This window comes from Pseudomonas mendocina, assembly GCA_037482215.1.
Lineage (GTDB): Bacteria > Pseudomonadota > Gammaproteobacteria > Pseudomonadales > Pseudomonadaceae > Aquipseudomonas > Aquipseudomonas mendocina_E.
This window is the reverse complement of record CP148074.1, coordinates 105,239-130,652: the sequence shown is the minus strand read 5'-3', so window position 1 is coordinate 130,652 and position 25,414 is coordinate 105,239. Positions and strand designations below refer to the sequence as shown.

Below are 25,414 nucleotides of genomic sequence, written 5' to 3'. Positions count from 1 at the left end.
GATTCCGAATTCTGCTTGTGGCGCAGAAAGGATATTCGAATACACAAAGTGTTGTATTTGATCATCAAAAAGTACTTTGGTACCAGATGACCAAATGACGCGTGCAATCCCTGCTTGTAAAAAAAGACCCGCAGCAGCGGGTCTTTTCTGTGACGCTTACAGAACGCTAATTATGCCAGCTCGTCGAAGCACTCGGCGACGATCGAAATACCTTTTTCCAATTGCGCGTCTGGAATAGTAACCGGCATCAGGAAGCGGATAACGTTGTAGTACGTACCGCACGACAGCAGGATCAGGCCTTTCTCGCGGGCGCGGGTCACGATCTTGCCAACCAGCTCAGCAGCTGGTTTGTGCACGTCGCCGCCTTCGAACAGCTCGATAGCAACCATCGAACCCAGACCACGCACGTCACCAATCACGTTGTGCTTGGCAGCGATAGCTTTCAGGCCTGCTTTCAGCTTCTCGCCAACAGCCTGCGAGCGCTCCAGCAGTTTCTCTTCTTCAAACACTTTCAGCACGGCCAGCGCAGCAGCACAAGCAATCGGGCTACCGGCATAAGTGCCACCCAGACCGCCCGGAGCAATAGCGTCCATGATTTCGGCTTTACCGCACACGCCGGAAATCGGGAAACCACCGCCAACGGACTTAGCAAACGTGGTCAGATCAGGAACGATGCCCAGCTGCTCAGTGGCGAAGAAGGTGCCAGTACGGCCAGCGCCAGTCTGCACTTCGTCAGCGATCAGCAGGATGCCGTGCTGGTCGCACAGGGCGCGCAGACGCTGCATGAAGGCCGGGGAGTTAACGTAGAAACCGCCTTCGCCCTGAACCGGCTCGATGATGATGGCAGCGATGTCGCTCGGCTGCGCGTCGTTCTTGAAGATGCGCTCGATGCTGGCGATAGCCTCGTCTTCACTCACGCCATGCAGCGGGCACGGTGCTTGTGCACGGTACACGCCAGCAGGCATCAGGCCCATACCGGCGGAGTAAGGCACAACCTTACCGGTCAGGGACAGGGTCATCATGGTACGACCGTGGTAAGCGCCGGTGAAAGCGATTACGCCAGCGCGGCCAGTGGCAGCACGGGCGATTTTCACGGCGTTTTCAACAGCTTCAGAACCAGAGGTGACCAGCAGGGTTTTCTTAGCGAAGTTGCCCGGTACACGCTTAGCGATTTCTTCGCACAGTTCGATGTACGGCTCATAAGCCAGAACCTGGAAGCAGGTGTGGCTCAGCTTGCCCAGTTGCTCCTGAACCGCTGCAACCACTTTCGGGTGCAGGTGGCCAGTGTTCAGTACGGCGATACCGCCTGCGAAGTCGATGTACTCACGGCCTTCCACGTCCCAAACAGTGGAGTTCTCGGCGCGCTCAGCGACAACCGGGTGGATCTGGCCGACACCGCGCGGTACAGCGGCCTGACGACGTTGCAACAGGGATTCGTTGGTCTTGCTCATAACTTCCTCATTCGCCGGAATTGCCGACGTTGATTAAGGATTTGGAACCCGCTAAGCCCCGGCAGCATTCGATGATCGACTGCCTCAACTCGCAAGTTACCTTGGTTCTTTGTGGTGTAGCTGCCCGGATGCCCGACTCTTTGGTAACACCTGGGGTGTATCGGTACTACAAAACTGTGCAGCCTGAAGCTGCTGTTCGCGGCTGAAGCCGCTCCTACAAAACACTCGCCCGTAGGAGCGGTCTCGCCGCGAAAGGTATTACTTAACTGCTCTGATTGATCAGATACCCAGGCACAGGTATTTGATTTCCAGGTAGTCCTCAATGCCGTACTTGGAACCTTCGCGACCCAGGCCCGATGCCTTGATGCCACCGAACGGAGCCACTTCGTTAGAGATCAGGCCGGTGTTCACACCCACCATGCCGTACTCCAGTGCTTCCGCAACGCGGAACACGCGGCCCAGATCACGGGCGTAGAAGTAAGAGGCCAGACCGAACTCGGTGTCGTTAGACATGGCGATCACGTCAGCTTCGTCTTTAAAGCGGAACAGCGGAGCCAGTGGGCCGAAGGTTTCTTCTTTGGCAACGGCGGCATCACGCGGCACGTCCACCAGAATGGTTGGCTCAAAGAAGCTGCCACCCAGTGCGTGCGGCTTGCCACCGGCCAGTACGCGAGCACCTTTGCTCAGCGCGTCGTCGATGTGCTCTTGCACCTTGGCCTTGGCTTTGTCGTCGATCAGCGGGCCGGTGGTGATGCCTTCTTCCAGACCGTTACCGATTTTCAGCTTAGCTACAGCGGCAGCCAGCTTCTCAGCGAATGCGTCGTACACGCCTTCCTGAACGTACAGGCGGTTAGCGCATACGCAGGTCTGACCGTTGTTGCGGTATTTGGAGATCAGTGCGCCTTCTACGGCCTTATCCAGATCGGCATCATCGAACACGATGAACGGTGCGTTACCGCCCAGTTCCAGCGACACCTTTTTGATGTCCTGAGCGCACTCAGCCATCAACTGACGGCCAATCTCAGTGGAGCCGGTGAAGCTCAGCTTGCGCACAGTCGGGTTGCTGGTCAGCTCGCCACCGACTTCGCCCGCGCTGCCGGTTACCACACTGAACACGCCTTTCGGGATGCCAGCGCGCTCAGCCAGCTCAGCCAGCGCCAGTGCAGAGTACGGAGTTTGCGAAGCAGGCTTGAGCACCATGGTGCAACCGGCAGCAAGGGCCGGGCCCGCTTTACGGGTGATCATCGCGGACGGGAAGTTCCACGGCGTAATTGCTGCGGTCACACCGATAGGCTGCTTGATCACGATCAGGCGCTTGTCTGGCTGGTGGCCCGGAATCACGTCACCGTAAATGCGTTTGGACTCTTCAGCGAACCACTCCAAGAAGGAGGCCGCGTAAGCAATCTCGCCCTTGGCTTCAGCCAGCGGCTTGCCCTGCTCAATGGTCATCAGGCGACCCAAGTCGTCCTGGTTTTCCATCATCAGCTCAAACCAACGACGCAGTTTGGCCGCACGCTCTTTAGCGGTCAGTGCACGCCAAGCCGGCAGGGCTTTCTCAGCCGCTTCAATCGCGCGACGGGTTTCAGCGGTGCCCATTTTCGGCACGCTGCCAATGATCTCGCCGGTGGCCGGGTTGTTGACCTTGATGGTCTGGCCGTTGTCCGCATCCAGCCACTGGCCATCGATATAAGCCTGCTGGCGGAACAGTTGAGGGTCTTTCAATTGCATGGCGGTCTCCTAAACCCCTGACACCCGGTGCAGAGCCAGTAATTGGCTGCGCCGCGGCGGTGCGCCTGGACTTGTTCTTGGTGGCTAAGCTCCGACTGATTGCGCCCTTAAGTGCAAAGAATCCCAGCCGAAGCGTTTGAAATCTCAAACGAATGCTAGGGTCAACGCAATTAAAGGGCAATAGCCGTTCGAAAAAATTAACGCACAATTTGACACAAGTGACGCTGTTCACGACATCGTCAATTCGTATTACGCGTTCAGAATCACCAACATAGCGACCGTACACATGGACGCCCGCAAACGAGATGCGTATGATTGCGCCCCGCAACGCACTCGTAGCTCAGCTGGATAGAGTACTGCCCTCCGAAGGCAGGGGTCGTGGGTTCGAATCCCGCCGAGTGCGCCATCTTCCCGAGCGTCAAGCATCTCCCCTCTTATGGTTTCAGGTCTTTCTGACCTCTAAGTCGATTCCCGCCAAAAAATCTTTTCCATCCAGTCTGGCCAAATAGCGACGAACGCTTGCCTAGACCTCAGCTAGGCGAGCCTTAGACCTTGCTTTCGCCTCGGCCTTATCGAGTGCCGCAAACAGGGATGGAATATCGATTACTTCATTAAGAATTGGTAATCACTGCGTCAGGCATTGCCCCATCCTGAGTCAAGCCCCTTACTGCCTCAGTTGCTGAGCTGATTTAGCCATCAAATAGGAGGTCTAGCGAGTTGAGCCTTTCAACAGCATCTCGACTGGCGAGCTTAGCGCTGCGCGTGTAGCGGGAACAGCCACGCAACAGAGTCAGCCTATCTTCTAGGTAATTCATATAGAAGAAGGCGGCATGAAGCTAATCTGACGCAAACTCCATAGAGCCCCTACTGCAAAAAAACAAATTGACAGCAGCGCTCAAGCGAGCGATATTCATCTCGCCTTCATCTCAGTACGATTCGTACGGAGTAAAAATAAGGTGCGGCAGGTTGCAGCCTGCCGCGAGTGCAATAACTGACCCGTTAGGAGAGCTAAAGCTATGAAACTGTATCAAATCGCCTACGACCTGCGTAAGCAGCGTAACTACCAAGCCCTATATGACCGGATTAAAGCCTATGGCACTTGGTGCCATGCGCTGGAGTCCACTTGGATCATCGCCACCGACCAATCCGCAGCCCAGGTTAGAGATAATCTCTGGTCCGCGATGGACGCTGACGACGGCCTGCTGGTGACCCGACTACAGGGAGACGCCGCCTGGTTTGGGTTAAGCGCTGAAAAAACTCAGTGGCTACAAAATCAATATCAGCGCTGCGAAGCTTGATAAACATCTGCGCCAAGGATGGCGCTTTTACTCCGAGTTACTTATGCCAAACCCGTTATTCAAATTGAGCGATGTGGCCGATATCCGTTCCGGATACACCTTTCGCGGCGCGTTGGAGCATGACCCGGCTGGTGATATTCGTGTTCTACAGATCAAGGATCTGCGCCAGAACTCGATAATTGAACCGGACACGCTAACGGCCATCAACTGGGATGCGCGCACCTCGCCGCCACTGCTCCAGTCCGGCGATATCGCTGTGATCGCCCGTGGTGATACCAACAAGGCCGCTCTGTTTACCGGGCAGCACGCCGTTGTTGTCACCAGCCAATTCTTTATTGTCAGCACAAAAAAACAGGACGTCTTACCCGAATACCTGTGCTGGCTTATCAACCTGCCTCAAAGCCAGAGAAGCCTTGAGCGCAGCGGCAGTGCGATTCAAGCCATCAGCAAAGCGTCGTTGATGGACATGAAAATCCCCCTTCCACCCCTCGCCACTCAGCAGAAGCTGATTGCGCTGCAAGCGCTGTGGGACGAGGAGGATAGGCTGATCGCGCGCCTGCAAACCAACAGAGAGCACATGCTGCAAGGCATCTACCAGCAGCTTATTAAGGAATAGATATGAACAGCAAAGTAAACCAGGACGCCATCAACAAAGCCCTTTGGGCGGCCTGCGACACCTTCCGTGGCACCATCAGCGCGGACACCTATAAAGACTTCGTGCTGACCATGCTGTTTTTGAAATACATCAGCGATGTCTGGCAGGACCACTACGACGCCTACAAAAAAGAATATGGCGATGAGCCAGAGTTGATTGAGGAAATGCTCAATAACGAGCGTTTTGTGCTCCCGCCTAGCGCTAACTTTTACGCCCTTTATGAGCAGCGGCACGAGCCCGGTAACGGCGAGCGTATTGATCAGGCACTGCACGCCATCGAAGAAGCCAACGGCACCAAGCTAAAAGATGCCGGCAAAAGCGTGTTCCAGGACATCTCCTTTAATACCGACAAGCTTGGCGAAGAGAAGCAGAAGAACACCATCCTGCGTCACCTGCTGGAAGACTTTGCCAAAGACGAACTCAACCTTAAGCCATCCCGCGTTGGCAGCTTGGACGTGATTGGCAACGGCTATGAGTTTTTGATTAAAAACTTCGCCGCCAGCGGTGGGCAGAAAGCCGGTGAGTTCTACACCCCGCCAGAAGTCTCCGAGCTGATTGCCGAACTGCTCGACCCGCAACCGGGCGACAGCATTTGCGACCCGGCCTGTGGCTCCGCCTCGCTGCTGATGAAGTGCGGGCGCAAAGTGCGCGAACACCACAACAGCAAGCACTACGCCCTGTATGGCCAGGAGGCCATCGGCTCTACTTGGTCGCTGGCCAAAATGAACATGTTCCTGCACGGCGAGGACAACCACAAAATCGAATGGGGCGACACCCTGCGCAACCCCAAGCTGCTCGATAGCAATGGCCAGTTACTGCAGTTCGACATCGTGACCGCCAATCCACCGTTCTCCCTCGACAAGTGGGGGCATGATGAAGCCGAAAACGACAAGTTCGGCCGCTTTAATCGCGGCATTCCGCCGAAAACCAAAGGCGACTACGCCTTTATTCTGCACATGATCGAAACGCTCAAGGCTAAGACCGGGCGCATGGCCGTTATCGTGCCCCACGGCGTACTGTTTCGCGGCTCCAGTGAAGGCAAAATTCGCCAAAAGCTGATTGAAGAAAACCTGCTGGATGCCGTCATCGGCCTGCCGGAAAAACTCTTTTACGGCACCGGGATTCCGGCCGCCATTCTGCTGTTTAGCAAAGGCAAAACCGATGACACCGTGCTGTTTATCGATGCCAGCCGCGAGTTTATCGCAGGCAAAAACCAGAACCTGCTGGGCGAAGAACAGATCAACAATATCCTGGTCACCTACCGCCACCGCATCAACTCCGACAAATACAGCCACCGCGCCAAGCTGCAAGAAATTCGCGATAACGATTACAACCTCAACATCCCCCGCTATGTGGACACCTTTGAGGAGGAGAAAGAGATTGATCTGGAGGCCGTGCGCGCTGAGCGTTTGCAGCTGCAAGCAGAGATGGCGGCCTTAGAGAAAGAAATGGAAAGCTACCTCGTAGAGCTGGGTTATCACACCGAGACCAAGTAAGGAGGCCATCAATGGAGCAGCAGCAAATTCACTCGCTTACCGCTACGTTTGAAAGCCATGCACAGCACACCCAAGAGGGTCTGGAGTATTGGTTGGCGCGTGACCTCCAGCACCTACTGGGGTATGGCAAATGGGACAATTTTGTCAGTGTTATCTCAAAGGCAAAGACCGCCTGTGAAGTCAGCGGCCATGCGGCATCAGACCATTTTGCCGACGTTGGGAAAATGGTCGAGCTTGGTTCAGGCAGCCAACGCGAAATCGACGACGTGATGCTGACTCGGTATGCCTGCTACCTGATCGCCCAGAATGGCGACTCGCGTAAGCAGCAGGTTGCCTTTGCCCAAACCTATTTTGCTATGCAGACAAGGAAGGCAGAGCTGATAGAGCAACGGCTGCTTGAGGCCGAGCGTGTACAAGCACGCCAAAAGCTATCTTCCACAGAGAAAGAACTCTCCAGTGTGATTTTTGAACAGACGGGAGGTAACGAAAACTTTGCTTTGATCCGAAGCAAAGGCGACACCGCATTATTTGGGCGAAATACCAAAGCAATGAAAGATCAATGGCAGGTGCCCGACAGTCGCCCGCTGGCTGACTTTGCCCCGACCATAATCCTAAAAGCAAAGGACTTTGCCACCGAGATCACCATACATAATGCCCGCGCCCAAAAAATGAGCGTCGAAAAACAGATATCCAATGAGCACGTCATTAACAACGAAGCAGTAAGGCAGACATTGATTAACCGAGGCATCTTTCCAGAAGCCCTGCCGCCCGCCGAAGATGTGAAGAAAGTAGAACGACGCCTAGCATCTGCAGATAAAAAATCTCTGCAAAATCCAGAAACGCTTAACTTCAAGGATATCGGTGATGAATAAAATGCGCGCTTTTATTTATTCGAACAGTAGGCAGACGAAGTGTATAGAGGGCTTGGGTAATGGTGCCTGAGGGGTGGAAAATTCGTGAGCTCGGCGATTTAGCAAAGTTCACATCCGGCGGCACACCCAGTAAATCCAACACGGCATATTGGGCTGGAAGCCATCCTTGGATTTCAGGTAAAGACCTAAAGCAGCACTACCTAGCTAGTAGTATCGACATGCTGTCTGACGAAGGTTTTGAGTCAACTAATAAAGCTCCAGCTGGCTCAACTCTGATCCTCGTCCGTGGCATGACATTGCTAAAAGACTTTCCTGTAGGGTTTGCGACAAGACCTTTAGCGTTTAATCAAGATATAAAGGCCTTGATCCCAGAGAAAAACGTTGATGGGCTTTATCTTTCTTTTTTGCTGGCAGGCAATAAAGAAAAAATCAGACAATTAGTTACTACAGCAGGGCATGGTACTGGACGGCTAGAGACTGACAGTCTTAAATCTTATCCCTTGCTAATTCCGCCCCAATTAGAACAGGTAAAAATCGCCAAAATACTTTCAACATGGGATAAGGCGATCACCACCACAGAACAACTGCTCGCCAACAGCCGCAGCCAAAAACAAGCGTTGATGCAGCAACTGCTCACTGGAAAAAAACGTCTGTTCGACGATAACGGCAAGCGGTTTGAGGAAGAGTGGAGTTATACAAAGTTTAACAATCTTTTTAAGGTTAAAAATAAAAAATCAGCCCAAGTTAAATCTACAAATTATCAAGAATCAGGTTCTACTCCAGTGGTCGATCAAGGTAAACAGCTGATCGCAGGATATTGTAATAATGACGACACATACTCTGATATTCCTGCGATAGTTTTTGGCGATCACACGCGTTGTTTAAAATGGATTGACTTTGAGTTTTGCCCTGGGGCGGATGGCACACAAGTTTTAGATACTAAAGATGGATTCCATAAAAAGTTTGGGTACTACTTACTCTGCTTTAAGGAAATCCCAAATCTCGGTTACAGCCGCCATATGCGCGAATTGAAAGAGAGCGAATTTAGGGCGACCTTAGATACCAAAGAACAACAAAAAATCGCCCGCGTTCTTTCCGTTGCCGACAGAGAAATTGAGTTGTTAGAGAAAAAGCTAGACCACTTAAAAACCGAAAAGAAAGCCCTGATGCAGCAACTGTTGACCGGCAAGCGTCGAGTGAAAGTCGATAAATCTGAGGTCGCCTAATGGCTAAAAAACACGTCCCCTTTGTGATTGCTTATGACTTTGACGGCACCTTGTCTCCCGGCAATATGCAGGAGTATGACTTTGTTCCGGCACTGGGTATCAAACCGGCTGAGTTCTGGCGCGAGGCGAAAGGCATGGCGCAGGAGCAGCAGGCGGACGAGATTTTGGCCTATATGCGCTTAATGATCGAAAAGGCTCAGGCTGCGAAGGTACCGGTACGCAAAGAGAATTTTGCGGATTTCGGCGCACATATCCAGTTATTTCCGGGGGTGCAGGAGTGGTTCAAGCGCGTCACCGAATATGGCCGCGCCAAGGGCGTAAAGGTCGAGCATTTCATCATTTCATCGGGGCTACGCGAAATGATTGAGGGCACACCTATTAACAAGTACTTCACCCGCGTCTATGCCTCGGGCTTTATGTACGACCATAACGATGTCGCACACTGGCCAGCCTTAGCGGTGAATTACACCACCAAGACCCAGTATCTATTCCGCATCAACAAGGGCAGTTTGGATGTGCACGATAACTCTGTAATCAACAAATTCGTTGAACCTACCGAGCGACCTGTGCCATTCAGCAATATGGTTTTTATTGGCGACGGCGAGACCGATATCCCCTCAATGCGCCTAGTAAAAAGCCAAGGTGGCCACTCGATTGCTGTCTACGGAAAAGGCAAACGAGGCGCTCGCGATAAAGCGCTGCAACTGGTTAAAGACGGTCGCACCAATCTGGCCACTACCGCCGATTACACTGAAGGCTCAGCCATTGATTGCGCAGTGAAGGCAATGATCGACAAGGTAGCCGCAAACCGTGCGATTGCTGAGGCGAATGGCTGATATGGCAGGCAATGACCTGATTCTCTACACCACCGAGGACGGCCAAGCGCAATTGGTCATGCGCGTGCTGGATGGCCAAGTGTGGCTGACCCAGTTGGAAATGGCGGAGCTGTACCAGACCAGCAAACAAAACATCAGTTTGCATGTACAGAACATCCTTTCTGAGGGCGAATTGGCAGAGGAGGCAACCGTCAAGGAAAACTTGACAGTTCAAGCTGAGGGCTCGCGCCAGGTCAGGAGAAATCTCGCGTACTACGCCCTACCGATGATCATCGCCGTCGGCTACCGGGTGCGTTCAACCCGTGGTACCCAATTCCGGCAGTGGGCCACCCGGACTTTGGGTGAATACCTACAAAAAGGCTTTGTGATGGACGATGCCCGCTTGAAGGAGCCACGTTGGGACTACTTCGACGAGCTGCTCAAGCGCATCCGTGACATACGGGCCTCGGAGAAACGTTTTTACCAAAAAGTGCGCGACCTCTTTACCTTGGCCGAGGATTACCGCGCCAATGAACAAGACACAGCTCGCCTGTTTTCCGAGGTACAAAACAAGCTGTTCTTTGCCGTAACTGGCTGTACGGCTGCTGAGCTGATTGTTAAACGCGCGGATGCCGATGCGCCCAATATGAACCTGATGAGTTTTCAAGGGGATCGGGTGCGCAAGGCCGATGTTGTCGTGGCGAAGAACTATCTCAATGGTGAAGAGCTGGATCAGCTCAACCGTTTGGTCAGTATGTTTTTGGACTTCGCCGAATTACGTGCTGAACAGCGCCAGCACTTAACCCTCGCGGATTGGCGCACATACATCGACAGTTTTATGGCCTTCAACGAGCAACCGCTGTTGCGTGGCTCCGGCAACATTAGCCACGAGCAAATGAAGCAGGTTGCCCATGAGCGCTACGAGCAGTTTGATCAACACCGCCGTCACGCAGAAGCCCAAGCCGCAGATACGCTAGAGCTCGCTGAGCTTGAGCGTCTAGAAAAGCGTTTGAGTGCAAAGAAGAAAGCCAACAAATAGACGGGAATAGCCCGCACACTCGATTAAGAGGCTAGACCATGCATCTGGAGCAACTGCGCGAACTGCTGACCAAGGCCGAGCGCTTTTATCAGACTGAGCGTGAGCCAAGCATTTTTGCTTTGGGAGGGCGCGGTTACTACGAGAACCCTACGACTGATTTGCTGGCGTTTTTCCTCGATCCGGCGCAGGCACATGGGCTAGAAGAGTGCTTCCTCAGCGCGCTGCTGAACTGCCTGCCCAACGCCTCAGACCTATCCCCCAGTTTGCGATCAGCGCCCAAGCGCGAGGTGATGACCCATAAGAGCAATCGCATAGACCTGGTGCTCCCCGGTGATGGATGGGATCTGATCTTGGAAAACAAGATTTTCCACGGTCAGATAAACCCCTTTGCCGACTATGAAGCCTTCACTCAGCGCGAACTCAACGATGGCGAGCGCCCGTTGGTTTATGTCGTACTTTCACCCTCTGGCAAAAGCTCACAAGCCGCATGGTATGGCCTGAGTTATGCAAAATTTATTGCGGTTGCACGTCAGCAACTGGCTCAGCGCATGCTGAGTCATCCTGTTGATAAGTGGCAGGTATTTGCCCGCGACTTTCTGCTGCATTTGGAGAACATCACCGTGGAAAAAGCCATGGACTCGAAAGCCGTTAACTTCGTCATCGAGCATATGCATCAAATCAACAAGCTGACGCGCCTTAAGGATCAGGTCATCGATGCACTCGACGCTAAGGTTCTAGAAAAGCTAGAAACCGAAGTGGCTGGATATGAGCGTTATACCCGGCGGCACAATTGGAAGAATGGCCCCGCACTGCGTTATGCCTCCAACCAATGGGAGACTTGGTCAGACGTTGTGCTGTATCTGAAAGGAACCGACGGCTTCACCCAGCCTGCTATATGGGTTTATCTCTGTGATGTAGACGAGCCCTTGCAAGCGCTAGGAAGACAGCTCTTCTCGGGCAATGAAGCCTCCACTTGGATTGAGGGAAAAAACAACAACATTCTGGGTTTTAGCTGGGCCCTGGAGCACTTTGATGAGGAGGAAGTACTTAGCCTGATCGTCGAGAAAATGAAGCTGCTGATGATTTTTGAAACTGAACTGCGCCCTCAATTTTCGGAGCCTTCAGTAGGGGGCCTTACACAATGATCGCTGCACCTAAGTTTCAGGAGGAATACAGCGCGAAGCTTCCGGCATTAGCCCTGCTATGCAATCTGGGCTGGGAGTTCATCTCTCCTGAACAGGCTTTGTCTGCGCGAGCTGGTAAGAGCGATGAAGTCGTGCTGCGCGATGTGCTGCGTGAGCAACTGAGCAAGCGGCGCTTTGTCTTTGCCGGTAAGGAGTATCCACTCTCGTCCAAGGCAATCGACAACCTGATCAATGAGGTTTGCAGCCCAGCGCTTAATGAAGGGCTGCTGGCCGCCAACGAACGGCTTTACAACCATTTGCTGTACGGCATTTCGGTCACCGAGTTTGTAGATGGCAAAAAGGCCAACCCGACTGTTGCGTTGATCGACTGGCACACGCCCGAGAACAACAGTTTTATTTTTACCGAAGAGTTCCGTGTGCTGCGCAGCGGCGGCGTTGAGACCCGCAGGCCGGATATTGTCTGCTTTGTTAACGGCATTCCCTTGGTTGTTATCGAAGCCAAGCGGCCCGACGGCAATGCGAAAAAAGGCCCAACCATTGATGAAGGTGTTTCGCAAAACCTGCGCAACCAGCGCCATGACGAGATTCCCAAGCTGTTTGCCTATAGCCAGTTGCTGTTGGCGGTTAATGGCAGCGATGGGCGCTATGCCACCTGCGGCACTCCGGCCAAGTTCTGGGCCGCTTGGCGTGAGGAAGATATGCCTGCGTCAGAGTCATACGCCCTCAAAAATCGCCAACTGACGAGCGTGCAGAAGGCCGCTCTCTTCAGTCACCGTCCAGCGGCGGATTTGCACTGGTACGAAAGCCTGATCGCTGGCGGCGAGCTTGCACTGACAGGCCAGGACCAGTTGCTCATTAGCCTGCTGTCGCCAGACCGGCTGCTGGAAATGACTCGCCTTTTTACCTTGTTCGATAAGAAAGTCGGCAAGATCGTTGCGCGTTATCAACAGGTCTTTGGCATCAAACGGCTGATCGAACGAATCAAGCAGAAACGTAAAGATGGTGGTCGTGAAGGGGGGGTTATCTGGCACACAACCGGCTCGGGTAAATCATTCACCATGGTGTTTTTAAGCAAAGCGCTGATTCTGCACGACACGCTCAAGCAGTGCCGGATTGTGGTGGTCACCGACCGGGTTGACCTTGAAGCCCAGCTCAGCAAGACCTTTGCTTCCGGGGGCGAACTGGCAGGCAAGAAGGATCGTGAAGCTGCCATGGCCACTTCTGGCACGCGCCTGGCTGAGCAAATCGGCAAGGGCAACGAGCGCATCATTTTCTCGCTGATCCAGAAGTTCAACAGCGCCACTAAGCTGCCACAGTGCAAGAACACCAGCCCCGACATTATTGTGCTTATCGATGAAGGGCACCGTAGCCAAGGCGGTGAGAACAACATTCGTATGAAGCAAGCGTTGCCCAATGCCGCCTATGTGGCATTTACCGGTACACCGCTGCTCAAGGACGATAAGACAACCAATAAGTTTGGCCCCATCGTGCATGCCTACACCATGCAGCGCGCGGTTGAGGATCAAGCCGTGACACCGCTGCTCTATGAGGAGCGCATCCCTGATCTGGATGTGAATGCGCGCGCCATCGACAGCTGGTTTGAGCGCATTACGGAAGGGCTGAGCGAGCCGCAGAAAGAAGATCTCAAGCGCAAGTCCGCCAAGAAGGGGCACATCTATAGCGCGGATGACCGTATTCGCCTGATCGCTTTAGACATTGCTAACCACTTCGTGAAGAACATCGACGAGGGGCTCAAAGGGCAATTAGCCTGTGACAGCAAAGCCTCAGCAATCAAGTACAAACAGTATTTAGATGAGGCCGGGTTATTCGAAAGCGCCGTGGTAATGAGCCCGCCGGATAGCCGTGAGGGCAATACCGATATCGATGAGGCCAACTCTCCCGAGGTAACTAAGTGGTGGAAGAACAACGTCGGCAACATGGATGAGCAGGTCTACACCAAGAAAGTGATCGAGCGTTTTGACAAGGATGAGGCGCTTAAACTTTTGATCGTGGTGGACAAGCTACTTACGGGGTTTGATGAGCCGAAGAACACGGTGCTCTACATCGATAAACCGCTCAAAGAGCACAACCTGATTCAGGCGATTGCGCGGGTAAACCGCCTGCATCCTTTGAAGAAATTCGGTCTGCTGATCGACTACAGGGGCATTCTGGCCGAGCTGGATACCACGATTCAGAACTACCAGGATCTGGCCTCTCGCACCCAAGGCGGCTATGACATTAACGACATCGCTGGCCTCTACAACCAAATGAGCAGCGAGTACAAACGGCTACCCCAGCTGCATAAGAACCTCTGGGCGATCTTCTCCGGGGTGAAAAACAAAGGCGATATCGAACAGTTGCGCCAAGTACTAGTGCCCAAAATGCAAGAGTTTGATGGCGAGCTGGTGGATGTAAATCTTAAGACGCGTGATGACTTCTACGAAGCGCTGACAGAGTTTGCCAGCTGCTTAAAAGTGGCTTTGCAGTCAGCCTCGTTCTTTGATGACACCAGCTTCAGCGATGCCGATCGCGCTCAGTACAAGGAAACCCTTAAGCAGTTCTCCAGTCTGCGCCAGCTCGCCAAGCAAGATGCTGGTGAAACGGTGAACTACGACCAGTATGCCGAGCAAGTACGTAAGCTGCTGGACAAGCATGTGGTCGGCGTGGAGGTGAAAGACCCCGGGGGCGTTTATGAAGTTGGCAAGATGGGGCAGCAAAAGCCTGAGCAATGGAGCGATGAAAAGACGCGCAACGAAACGGACATCATCAAGACCCGTGTCAGTAAGATGATCGAGCAGGAGCTGCGCGATGATCCTTACGCCCAAGAGGCGTTCTCCAAACTGCTACGCCAGGCCATTGAGGAAGCGGAAAAGTTGTTTGATCACCCGCTTAAACAATACCTGCTCTTCCACGAGTTTGAGCAGCAGGTACAGGCCCGCAAGCTTGATGAACTGCCTGATGTTTTTTCAGGTAATCGGCATGCCCAGGCTTACTTCGGCGTCTTCAAGAAGAGCCTTCCTGAAGCCTTAGCGTCGACTGATGAACAGACACAGGAGCACTGGGTCAAACTGGCTTTCAGCCTGGATGAAATGGTCATGGCCTCGGTGGCTGAGCATTCGATCAACCCACAAAATATTGAAAGCGATATTCGCAAGAAGCTACTGCCGCTGCTCTTCAAGGAGTGCAAAGCGGTGGGCGCTGGCATGGATCAGGCAAAGGCCATGGTTGAGTGGGTGGTGCAAATCACGCGGGTGGGCTTGTCCGGCTTATGAGCGTGCCCATCGTCCTTAACGCATCGCCTGCTCCCAAAGTGGCAGGCTGGCTGAGCTTTCATTACGCCGATGAGTTGATTCAGGTTGAAAGGGCACGAAGGACTCGCGAGGTTTCCCGCATTCTGATTAAGGTCGATCCAGACTGCCGCGTACGCGTCAGCGCACCAGACTGGGCCACCGATGAGCAGGTATTAGCTGCACTGAAGCGACGCGGTCGCTGGATCTATGAGCAGCTTCGTGAGTTCCGCGCCCAGCTCACGCACGTTCGCCCAAGGCAGTACATCAGCGGAGAGGGTCACTACTACTTGGGCAAGCGGTATGTGCTCAAAGTGATTGAGGCGCCTGATGAGGTGCAAAAGGTGCGCTTGTTGCGGGGCAGGCTGGAGGTTTCTGTTCGGGCCAAGTCAGCAGAGAAGGTCCGCGAACTCCTTTACGCCTGGTACAAAGCGCGCGCCCGTGAGGTATTTGAACGACGCTTAGACGCTGTCTTGCAGCAGACCCTTTGGGTTGACGCTAAACCGCCACTGCGCCTGCTAAGCATGCAAACACAATGGGGCAGTTGTTCACCGGCAGGCCGCATCACACTCAATCCGCACTTGGTTAAGGCATCCCGCGAGTGCATTGACTACGTAATCTTGCATGAGCTTTGCCACATCGCCGAACACAACCACAGTGAGCGATTCTACCGCCTTATGCAGCAGGTCATGCCGCAGTGGGAAAAGGTAAAAAAACGGCTGGATGGTATGGCGGCTGCATTACTGAACGACAGCTGAAGATTGCGCAGAAACACAAAAACACTGGCCAGCCGAACCGTTACCAGTGTTTTGCAGATGCAGATGTGTTCAACCGATCAAAAATCGACCGTAGCCGATACCTGCAACGTACGCGGGGCGCCGAGGCCGCCGGAGAGGCCGGTGCCGTCGCCGCCTTGGTAGGAGCCCAGCCAGTAGGCTTTGTTGGTGACGTTTTGCACGGTGGCGCTGAGGGTTACCGGTTTGGCCATGACCTTGGTGCTGTAGCGGGCGCCGATGTCGTAGACGGTGTATGACGGCAGCTCAAGGCGGTGGTCGTCAGTCACGTAGCGGCCGTCGGTGTAGTTGGCGCCGGCGGTCAGGGTCAGGCCGGGGATTGCGTCGAGGTCGTATTCAGCACCGGCTTTGGCGATGACTTTCGGTACGCCGGTGATCTGGTTGCCTTCGGTCGTCTTGTCCAGCGCCTTGGTCAGTTCGGCCTTGGTGTAGGAGATACCGCCCATCAGGCGCAGGTTGGCGGTGGCCTCGCCGAAAAAGCTCCACTCCACGCCACGGTTACGCTGCTCGCCATACGTGCCGTAGACGTTGGTCGCGGTGTTCAGATAGGAGCTGGGCTTCTTGATCTCAAACAGCGCCACGCTTGTGGAGAAGCTGCCCAAGTCGAACTTGGCGCCGATCTCGTACTGTTTGGTACGGTACGGGCTCATCATCTCACCAGAGTTTTCTGCTGTGGTCGGTGCCGACTGGCCCTGACTCAAGCCTTCGATGTAGTTGGCGTACAGGGAGATTTCGTCAGTCGCCTTGAACAGGATCGCCGTAGCCGGTGACAGGCGGCTTTCGTCGTACTTGGAGGTTTTCACCTTCTGCCCGGTCAGGTTGGCACTCTTGATGTTCTGGTGGCGGGCGCCGAGGGTCCATTGGATGCGGTCATCCCAGAACGACAAAGTGTCGAGCAGCGCCACGCTCTCCAGCTCAGCCTCGGTGTACTGGGTGATGCTGCCATAGCCCGGAAACGTCGGTTTGCTGCCGTAATTGGCTTTGTCGTAGTTGGCGATATAGCTCGGAGCGCGGCCATCCTTAAAGCTCCATTCGGATTTGAAGCGCGTGGCGGCCAAGGCCCACGAGTGATTGACCGGGCCGGTATCAAAGGTGCCTTTGAGGCCAACCTCACCGGACTTCTGGGTGCCGTCGCGGATGGAGCGGATCGCACCTACTCCGATATCCCCTTCGTTGTTAAGCAGCGTGTTACGGGCGATCAGGGCGTTGTAGCCGCCATCGCGCTGACCCCAAGCCGCGTAGGCGGTGAGGTTGTCAGAGATGTCATATTCACCGCGCAGCAAGAAGGTGTCCGTCTCGGTGCGTACGTATGACCAATCAGGCGCCAGGGAATGATCGCCTTTTTTCGGGCCCGGGATGTGGGTGACATTCGGCGAGATCGCGGAGATACCAAAGTAGTTGGCGCCGTTAAGCAATTCGCGCTGCTGATACATATCCAGCGAGAGGCGGAAGCGCTCCGCACGCCAGTCCAGGCCCAGGGAGGAAATCTCCATTTTCTGGTCCTGATCATCCACCGCCGTATCGCCTTTGCGGTACACACCGTTGTAACGGATGCCGAACTCGTTGTTGTCACCAAAGCGGCGGCCCACATCGGCGTGAGTGCCCCACAGGCCATCGGATTCATAGGTGCCAGTCAGGCGGGTTAGCGGCTCATCAGCAGCGCGCTTGGGCACCATGTTGACGCTGCCGGCCACGCTGCCGCCCGGTGGCATGCCGTTAAGCAGGGCGGACGGGCCTTTCAGGACTTCAATACGCTCGGCCAACTCGGTTGAGGTGCGCATGTTGGGCGCCATGCCGACCAGTCCGTTGTAGGTAACGTCGTCAGAACTGGTAGGGAAGCCACGGATAAAGAAGGTTTCGAAAATGCTGTGCTTGGCTGCCACGTTCACCGAGGGATCAGTACGGCCAATCACCGCGCTGATGTCCTGGGCCTGGCCATTACGGATGTATTCGTCGGTGTAGCTGATGGTGCTGAAGGGCGTCTCCATGAAGTCCTTGTTGCCCATCAGACCGACCTTACTGCCGGTGGCTACCTGCCCACCGGCGTAGACCTGTGGCAGGTCGGCAGCGTCCGCACTGCCTTTAACCTGAGTCTCCGGCAGCTCCAGGTCCCCACCGCTGGCGACGATGGCCGCCGCTTCATCGTCAGTGGCCGCCAGCACGGGCACAACGCTGCTGCTCAAGCCGAGCAGCAATGCTGTGTGGATGGCGGTGCGTAGGGTGTTGCGGGTGAAGCGCGTCCTCGCTGATGAGGACACGCGGGCAGATGGTTGGCAGCGTTCCGACATGCTTATTTCCTTGCATTCAGGATTATTAAATTGACCCTCACAAGGTTTTTCGAAGCAGAACGCCAAAGCCTCAATCTAATTGATAATCATTCTTTAAAATCTGACCACAGGTCACTGGTAGCCCTGGATAACCTCATCGGCGATTCGATTTAGGCAGGTGAAGCTGGCCGTGCACAGGTACCAGGTTTGCGAATCGACAAACACCACACGGTTGTTCTTCCAGGCTTTGGTCTCACGCAGCAGTGGGTTTTCCAGCGTCTCGCGGTTCAACGCCGGGCGACGCTCCATCACCGCCGTGCGGTCGATGACATAGAGGATGTCCGGATCGGTCTGCTGAATGAATTCGTTGGATATCGACTGGCCGTGCAAGCTTGGGGATTTGTCGGTGTCCGCCGGTTTTACCCCAAGCGTGTCGAACAGGTAGCCGTAGCGTGAAGCCACGCCGTAAGAGGTGAAGGAGCCATTGTTGTGCTGCACGATCAGGGCTTTCTCCGGACGCCCTTCAGTCACGCTGCGCACCTGTTGAATTTTCGCGTCCATCTGCGCGACTTTTTCACGGGCCAGGTCATCTTTGTCGAAGATGCGCCCCAAGGTGAGCAGATGCTCCTTGGCTTGGGTGAGGATGTCGCCGTTCTTGTTGCTGAAGTCCATGTCAAAGTGCACGGTCGGTGCCAGCTGCGACATCTCCTCGTAGTCCTTGGCTTGCAAGGCGGAGATAAGGATCAGATCGGGTTTCACTGCATGCAGCTTTTCCAGATTCGGCTGCACGGTGGCGCCCACATCTGCCACGTTCGGGTCATCCTTGTACTTACTCAGGAAGTCCGCCACGTAGTCTTTGGCAATGCCCACAACCGGCGCGCCGAGCTGATCCAGCGTGTCGATTTCGCCCATATCAAAGGCCACCACGCGCTGGGGAATTTGCTTGATGACCGTGGTGCCCAGTTGGTGGGTAACAGACACCGGCTCGTAGGCGCTTGTGGTGCTGGCGCTGTTTGCCGCAGCCGCTTGCTCAGGCGACTCAGCAGGTTTGTCACAGCCCTGCAACGCCGCCGCCAGTGCGGTGACCAGCAGCAGTGAGTGGACTCGGTTTACAGGCAGTAAGCTCATGATCGTTCCCTCGAAGGTGATGGATTGAAGTAGTCGCAAAGCAGCCCGCGCTCGCTGTGCACAATCTGAAAGTCCAGACCGTACAGCGCGTGCAAATGTGCCTGAGTCACCACCTCATGCACGGGGCCTTGGCAGAACACCGCACCGTCTTTCATGGCCACGATGTGGTCGGAATAGTTGGCGGCGAAGTTGATGTCGTGCACCACCAGAATCACCGTGCGCCCGTGCTCATCGCAGAGCCGGCGCAGCGCACGCATGATGCCGACGGCGTGCTTCATATCGAGGTTGTTCAGCGGCTCATCGAGCAGCAGATAATCGGTTTGCTGGGCGATGGTCATGGCCAGAAACGCCATCTGCCGTTGCCCGCCGCTAAGTTCGTCGATGTAAGCGCCGCGCAGTGATTCCAGTTCGAGAAAGGCAATGGCCTCGTCGATGGCGATGCGGTCTTCAGCGGTCAGCGCACCACGGCTGTAGGGGAAGCGGCCAAAGGCGACCAGCTCATCGACAGTCAGACGCAGGTTGAAATCCGGCGACTGCCGCAATGTCGCCACACGCCGGGCGTAGTCGCGGATCGACAGGCTGGCAACCGGCCGCCCCTCTAACAGAAGCTCGCCGCTGGAGGCTTCGGCCAGGCGTGCAATCAGCATCAGCAGAGTGCTTTTGCCTGCGCCATTGGGGCCGATCAGTGAGGTGATCTGACGGGCCGGAAACTCGACACTGACATCGCCCAGAACCGCTTTGCGGCCATAGGCTTTGTGGATATTACGCAGGGTGATCATGAATGGCCTCGGGGGCGGAGCATCAAGGCGAGGAAATAGGTGCCGCACACCAGATTGACCAAAATGCCAACGGTGGTGCCGTAGTTGAAAACCTGCTCGACCAAGAACTGGGCCACGATAAACAGGGCAATGGAAATGGCACAGCTGAGCGGCAGGGTGACGCGATGGCGCACGGTACCGGCCAGCAAGTAGGTGATATTGGCGACGAAAATGCCCATAAAGGCCGTAGGCCCGACCAGGCTGGTGGACACCGCCACCAGCACCGCAATCAGCGCCAGTTGCAAGCGCACACCTCGGCGGTGATCAACCCCCAGCGAGAGTGCCTGTTCACGCCCCAGCGCCAGCACATCCAGCACATTCAGCAGCCGGTAAATGACCGCGCATACGACGATCACCAGCAGCGCCGAGTAAAGCAACTGAGCAGGCTGCGCCTTGTTAAAGCTGGCATAGCTGAAGCTCTGCAAAATGGAAAACTCGCCGGGGCTGATGCGCAACTGGATGAACTGGGTAAAGGTGCCCAGCACCATCGAAAGCACCAGCCCGACCAGCAACAAGTAGAGGTTGCTGCGCCCCGAACGCAGCAGCCAGTGATGGATCGCCCAGGAGTAGGCCAACATCAACAGGATCGACAGCGCCGCGTTGCTCGCTGCATTCAGCACAATCAGGCTGCCGGTGCCCAACAACAGGATCAGCAGCGCCTGAAACAGCAGGTAAACAGCCTCATAACCCATGATCGCCGGAGTCAGAATGCGGTTGCCGACAATGCTCTGAAAAATCACCGAAGACAGGCCCACACACACGCCCGCCAACAGGATGCTGCCCAGCCGCACCATGCGTTTGGGGATCACGTAGTCCATATCCAACCCGGAGCCGATCAGCAGAAAGCCCAGGCTCAGGGCCAGCACCAACAACCACACGATGATGTGAGTCAGCTTGCTGTTCATTTGCACTTCCAGATGATCAGCAGCAGAAACGCTACGCCGCCGATGCTCCCGGCAGTCAGGCCGATCGGCACTTCAAACGGATAGATCAGCAGCCGCCCCAGTACATCGCAGGCCAGCAGCATCATGGCGCCGGCAATGGCCACCACCGGCAGGCTGCGGGCCAGATTTTCGCCATAGAACAGTGCCACCAGATTGGGGATCACCAGCCCGACAAAGGGAATCGCGCCGACGGTAATAACGATCACCGAGACCGTCACCGACACCAGTATCAGCCCCAAGGTGGCCGTTGCGGTGTAACTCAGGCCCAGGCTGCGGGCCATGTCCTCACCCATGCCCAACACGGTGAAGCGGTGCGCGTAGAGGTAGGTCAGCAGCACGATGGGCAGGATCAGGTAGATGATTTCGTAATTGCCCTGCACCACCTTGGAAAAGTCCCCGAGCATCCAGCCCTGCATGCTTTGCAGAATGTTGTGGCGATAGGCATAGAACTCCGCCACCGCGCTGAGCACGCTGCCGTACATCAACCCCACCACCGGCACCAACACGGTGTTCTTGAAGCGGATGCGGCGGATGATCAGCACGTAAACCAGGCTGGCGATAAAGCAGAACGCTAGCGCCGCGAACAGGCGGCCGGTGGTGCTCACACCGGGCAAAGCGGTAATGGCGATCAGAATGCCCAGCTTGGCGGCATCCAACCCGCCAGAAGTTGCCGGTTCCACAAAACGGTTGCGCACGATTTGTTGCAGAATCACCCCGCACACCGCCAGCCCGACACCGGTCAGCAGCAACGCAGCCAGCCGGGGCAAACGGCTGGCGGTGAGGGTTAACCAGGCATCATCAGAGAACGCCAACAGCTGCATCCAGCTCACCTGTTTGACCCCAACCGTCAGCGACAATAGGCAGAGCAGGGCAAGTGGAATCAGTAGCAGCGAACGACTCAAGGCATGACCTCGCCGTCCTGCGCTTGGGTAAGCTGCCAACCCCGCGCCGCCTGACGTTGCGCCAGAAAGTGAGCGTACGCGCCTTGTGCAGCCTGCAACTGTTGATGGCTGCCGTGCTCGACGATTCGCCCGTCCAGCAACACCACTATCTGGTCAGCCATGGCCACGGTGGAGAGCTGATGAGCGATCACAATCAGCGTACGGCTGCCGCGCAGGCGTTGCAGCACAGCGGTGATCGCAGCCTGGTTTTCCGTATCCAGTGCCGCTGTTGCTTCGTCCACCAGCAAAATCGGGGCGTCCTTGAGCAGTGCGCGGGCGATGCAGATTCGCTGCCGCTCACCACCGGAAAGCCGCGCCCCCCCTTCGCCCACCTGCGTAGCGAGGCCATTCGGCAGGCGCTGGATAATCTCGCTGACAGCGGCCAGCTCAATCACAGCCTGTAGCTCGGCATCCGTCGCCTCGGGCTTACCCAGGCGGATGTTGTCGGCAATGCTGCCCTGAAACAGATACGCATCCTGAAAAATCTGGCTGATCTGCCCGGCCAATTGCTGGCTGCTCATCTGCCGCACATCCACACCGCCAATGCGCACACAGCCCTGACTGGCCTCAAAGAAACGTGCAATCAACCGCACCAGGGTGGTTTTGCCGGAGCCGGAGGCGCCGACCAGCGCCGTCATGCTGCCCGGGGCCACACGCAGGCTGACATCCCGCAGCACATCCGCCTGATCATCGGCATAGCGGAAGCTGACCACCTGCAATTCAACAGAGGCATCGGCAGGTTGCTGTGCAGATTCCGGCTGCGCCAGCGGCTGCTGTGCAAACAGGTTCGCCACCACCTGCAACTGCCCACGCACGCCACGCAACACCTCGCTGTAGCCCGCCACATCGAGCAATGGCTCGGCAAAGCGGATCGCCAGCAGCAGGCTCACAATCAACGGCGCCTGAGCCTGCACACTTTGTCCGAGCCCCAGCACCGCAGCGATCAGCAGTGCAGCGAAGCAGACCTGTACCGCCCATGAATTGAGCAACACGGACATCGCCGAAACCTGAATCAGGTTATGCGCCGACGACTGCTGCTGGCTGATCGCTTGCTCAAGAAAGCGACTGCCGCCTTGCTCACCATTAAACGCGCGCAACATTGCCTGCGCCTGAGCAAATTCCAGCATGCGCTGACTGGCATCCGCCGTACTGGCCTGATACGCCTCATCCGCGCGCAAACCGGCGCGGGCACTCAGCACGAAAACCAGCACCAGCAGCGGCAAGCTCAGTGCTGCAATCAGCCCCAAGGGGGGATTGATCACCAGCAACGCCAACATGATTACCAGCGGCGTTACCACGCCGGTTAGCAACGGCGTGAAGACATGGGCGGGTAACTGTGCAATGCCCATCATGCCTTGACCCGCCACGTGGCTGATGCGCCCGCTGTTATGAGCGTTAAACCAGCCCACCGGCAGGCTCGCCACATGCTCGCCAAGTCGATGACGACCGCCTTGCAGCACGGCAATACCGACGCGAATGCCGGCCTTTTCCACCTGACGGCGTAAGCCCCAGCACAGCAGCATTTCCACCAGCAACAGCAGCAGCCACAGCCCGGTCTGCGCCATTTGCTGCGCCAGCAGGTTGTTCAACACCGGCACCACCGTGAGGATGGTCAGGCCGCAGAGGACAGCATAAATAACCGCCAGCAGCAGGTAGCGGTGCAGCGTGGCGCGCTGATCACCCAGCAGTTGTATAAACGTCTTCAGCATGACGGCACCCCTGGGTCGATTGATTCAGGTGTCTGTCCGTACCCACCCAAGCTCCACAGCCGTGCATAGGTGCCGTCCAGCGCCAGCAGTTCGGCATGGCGGCCCTGCTCAACGATGCGACCGTTATCCAGCACGATGATCTGATCCGCCTGCCTGATGGTGTCCAGGCGGTGCGCAATCACCAGCACCGTGCGCCCTTGAGCAAAGCGCGAGAGCGCCTGCTGCACTTTAACCTCGTTATCGGCATCGGCGGCAGCGGTGGGCTCGTCCAGCACCAGCAGGGGCGGGTCAAGCAAGACGGCACGGGCGATGCTCAAGCGCTGCTGCTCACCGCCGGACAGGTGCGCGTCATCACCGATTACCGAGTCATAGCCACGGGGCAACGCGAGAAGCTGTCCGTGGATGTTGGCCAGCTTCGCCGCAGCTTCGATTTCATCCTGAGTGGCGTCCGGGCGCCCCAAGGCGATGTTGTCGCGCACACTGGCATGCAGCAGGCGCACGTCCTGCAAGACGAAACCGATGTGCCGGTAGAGCTGGGTGCTGTCGAGATCACGCAGGTCAACACCGCCAAAGCTGATCTGCCCGCTATCCGGGTCGAAGAAGCGCAGGAGCAAACGCGCCAGCGTCGATTTACCCGAGCCGGACGCCCCCACCACTGCCGTTACCGTACCGGGCTTAAGCGTCAGGCTGATGTGTTCCAGCACTGGCGCGTCCGCCTGATAGCCATAACTCACGTCTGAAAAACGCACAGTACGGTCGGCGGGGAAGGCCATGCCACGGTTTTCAAGAACCGGGGTTTGCAGCAGCGCCTCGACCCGCGAAGCCGCCGCTTTGGCGTGGTCCAGATCGTGGGTAATGTACTTAAGCATCAGCAGCGGCGCGCACAGCCCCGGTGCCACCAAGGCAAAAGGCACCACTTGCAGCGGGGTCATCCACTCAAGCCAGACAAACAGGCTGCCGAAGGCCAGCACCACGCCTAACACCGAGGCCGGCGCGAGCATGGCATTGGCGCTGGCCATGGCGCTTACCAGTGGCCGGGTGAAGTCATCAAAGGCACGGGCAAAGTCATCTACCGCTTGGTGATAGGCGCCGTGGGCTTTGCCCTCAGCAGCGAACGCCTTAACCACCGGCAGACCACGAACAAACTCGCCCAGCGCCGTATTGATACGCAGCATGCCCGCGCCGAATGAGTCGATATTCGCGGCACTGGCTCGGGTGGCGCGGTTGAAGAAAACCACAAACAGTACAAACGGCAGCAGCGATACCAGCGTCATCCGCCAGTCCAGCGCCAGCATGTACAGCACCGCGATCAGCACGGCCCCCACCGCGCGGCCAAGGCTGGTGAAAAAGTGCGCAGTGAGGCTGTGCAACGTGCCGATATCATCCTGAATGGCCTGCTTCACTTCACCCGAGGTACGGTTGCTGAACCAGCCCAACGGAACCTGAGACAAGCGCTGCACAATGTCCATCCGCAACTGAGCGGTGATGAAATTATCTGCCAGGTGGGCCACACCCTCAGCCAGCGCAAACAGCAATAAACCGGCGAACAAGCACCCCAGACTGATCCACAGCAGCGCCTCCACAGACCCGGACACCAGCCCAAACTGCACCTGCGCGATCCTCGCAATGCCTGCCAGTGGTACCAGCGTCAGCATGCTGCCTACGCCAGCCACCCCCGCGGCCAGTAGTAAACGTCCACGAACCGGCCGCAGCACCCGGGAAATCGGGCTGCTTGTGCGTACAGCGTCCTGCTTAGCACTCATCAACGTTCTCGCTTAACTCAAGGCACCCGCTAAATCAG

The 25,414-nt window shown here is 56.0% G+C and carries 19 protein-coding genes and 1 tRNA gene; 11 read left to right on the top strand and 9 right to left on the bottom strand.

The features are described 5' to 3' along the window. Window positions 1–170: 170 nt before the first annotated feature. On the bottom strand, window positions 171–1,451 hold the full coding sequence (gene gabT, locus WG219_00520; protein WXL26010.1) for a 4-aminobutyrate--2-oxoglutarate transaminase: 1,281 nt from the start codon (window positions 1,449–1,451) through the stop codon (window positions 171–173). Window positions 1,452–1,730: 279 nt separating this feature from the next. Further along, complete coding sequence (gene gabD / locus WG219_00515; GenBank protein ID WXL26009.1) at window positions 1,731–3,179, bottom strand: NADP-dependent succinate-semialdehyde dehydrogenase; 1,449 nt, start codon at window positions 3,177–3,179, stop codon at window positions 1,731–1,733. 329 nt (window positions 3,180–3,508) lie between these two features. On the opposite strand from gabD, the gene WG219_00510 reads away from it, so the two are divergent. The 11 genes from WG219_00510 to WG219_00460 all read left to right on the top strand — a co-directional run bounded on the left by WG219_00510 (window position 3,509) and on the right by WG219_00460 (window position 15,770). Beyond that, window positions 3,509–3,585 (top strand) — tRNA-Arg (locus WG219_00510). Window positions 3,586–4,195: 610 nt separating this feature from the next. Then, on the top strand, window positions 4,196–4,477 hold the full coding sequence (locus WG219_00505) for a hypothetical protein (protein ID WXL26008.1): 282 nt from the start codon (window positions 4,196–4,198) through the stop codon (window positions 4,475–4,477). Between the two features lie 43 nt (window positions 4,478–4,520). Continuing rightward, a complete protein-coding gene (locus WG219_00500) occupies window positions 4,521–5,093 on the top strand; it encodes a restriction endonuclease subunit S (GenBank protein WXL26007.1) in 573 nt (190 codons plus the stop codon). Between the two features lie 2 nt (window positions 5,094–5,095). Then, complete coding sequence (locus WG219_00495) at window positions 5,096–6,628, top strand: type I restriction-modification system subunit M (GenBank protein WXL26006.1); 1,533 nt, start codon at window positions 5,096–5,098, stop codon at window positions 6,626–6,628. 11 nt (window positions 6,629–6,639) lie between these two features. Beyond that, a complete protein-coding gene (gene dinD / locus WG219_00490; protein WXL26005.1) occupies window positions 6,640–7,500 on the top strand; it encodes a DNA damage-inducible protein D in 861 nt (286 codons plus the stop codon). Window positions 7,501–7,559: 59 nt separating this feature from the next. Then, complete coding sequence (locus WG219_00485) at window positions 7,560–8,726, top strand: restriction endonuclease subunit S (protein ID WXL26004.1); 1,167 nt, start codon at window positions 7,560–7,562, stop codon at window positions 8,724–8,726. Beyond that, the gene (locus WG219_00480) at window positions 8,726–9,562 is read left to right on the top strand and encodes an HAD family hydrolase (protein ID WXL26003.1); all 837 of its coding nucleotides are present in this window, start codon (window positions 8,726–8,728) and stop codon (window positions 9,560–9,562) included. Before WG219_00485 ends, WG219_00480 begins: the two co-directional genes overlap by 1 nt. A gap of 1 nt (window position 9,563) precedes the next feature. After that, entirely contained in the window at window positions 9,564–10,580 is a 1,017-nt protein-coding gene (locus WG219_00475) for a virulence RhuM family protein (protein WXL28074.1), read from the top strand. 38 nt (window positions 10,581–10,618) lie between these two features. Continuing rightward, complete coding sequence (locus WG219_00470; GenBank protein WXL26002.1) at window positions 10,619–11,725, top strand: PD-(D/E)XK nuclease family protein; 1,107 nt, start codon at window positions 10,619–10,621, stop codon at window positions 11,723–11,725. Beyond that, the gene (locus WG219_00465) at window positions 11,722–14,997 is read left to right on the top strand and encodes a type I restriction endonuclease subunit R (GenBank protein WXL26001.1); all 3,276 of its coding nucleotides are present in this window, start codon (window positions 11,722–11,724) and stop codon (window positions 14,995–14,997) included. Before WG219_00470 ends, WG219_00465 begins: the two co-directional genes overlap by 4 nt. Next, on the top strand, window positions 14,994–15,770 hold the full coding sequence (locus tag WG219_00460; protein ID WXL26000.1) for a SprT family zinc-dependent metalloprotease: 777 nt from the start codon (window positions 14,994–14,996) through the stop codon (window positions 15,768–15,770). The genes WG219_00465 and WG219_00460 overlap by 4 nt, the downstream gene beginning before the upstream one ends. 77 nt (window positions 15,771–15,847) lie before the next feature. On the opposite strand, the gene WG219_00455 is transcribed toward WG219_00460, so the two are convergent. The 7 genes from WG219_00455 to WG219_00425 all read right to left on the bottom strand — a co-directional run bounded on the left by WG219_00455 (window position 15,848) and on the right by WG219_00425 (window position 25,376). Further along, window positions 15,848–18,094 (bottom strand): TonB-dependent receptor, encoded by a 2,247-nt coding sequence (locus WG219_00455; GenBank protein ID WXL25999.1) that lies wholly within the window; start codon window positions 18,092–18,094, stop codon window positions 15,848–15,850. 111 nt (window positions 18,095–18,205) lie between these two features. After that, the gene (locus tag WG219_00450) at window positions 18,206–19,201 is read right to left on the bottom strand and encodes a siderophore ABC transporter substrate-binding protein (GenBank protein WXL25998.1); all 996 of its coding nucleotides are present in this window, start codon (window positions 19,199–19,201) and stop codon (window positions 18,206–18,208) included. Further along, window positions 19,198–19,980, bottom strand: coding sequence for an ATP-binding cassette domain-containing protein (locus WG219_00445; GenBank protein ID WXL25997.1), 783 nt, complete (start codon window positions 19,978–19,980; stop codon window positions 19,198–19,200). The genes WG219_00450 and WG219_00445 overlap by 4 nt, the downstream gene beginning before the upstream one ends. Then, on the bottom strand, window positions 19,977–20,924 hold the full coding sequence (locus WG219_00440) for an iron chelate uptake ABC transporter family permease subunit (protein ID WXL25996.1): 948 nt from the start codon (window positions 20,922–20,924) through the stop codon (window positions 19,977–19,979). The genes WG219_00445 and WG219_00440 overlap by 4 nt, the downstream gene beginning before the upstream one ends. Continuing rightward, window positions 20,921–21,865 carry an iron chelate uptake ABC transporter family permease subunit gene (locus WG219_00435; GenBank protein WXL25995.1) on the bottom strand — a complete coding sequence of 315 codons (945 nt, stop codon included), beginning with the start codon at window positions 21,863–21,865 and terminating at the stop codon, window positions 20,921–20,923. Before WG219_00435 ends, WG219_00440 begins: the two co-directional genes overlap by 4 nt. After that, window positions 21,862–23,613, bottom strand: coding sequence for an ABC transporter ATP-binding protein (locus WG219_00430; GenBank protein WXL25994.1), 1,752 nt, complete (start codon window positions 23,611–23,613; stop codon window positions 21,862–21,864). The genes WG219_00435 and WG219_00430 overlap by 4 nt, the downstream gene beginning before the upstream one ends. Further along, a complete protein-coding gene (locus WG219_00425) occupies window positions 23,607–25,376 on the bottom strand; it encodes an ABC transporter ATP-binding protein (GenBank protein WXL25993.1) in 1,770 nt (589 codons plus the stop codon). The genes WG219_00430 and WG219_00425 overlap by 7 nt, the downstream gene beginning before the upstream one ends. Between the last annotated feature and the right edge of the window lie 38 nt (window positions 25,377–25,414).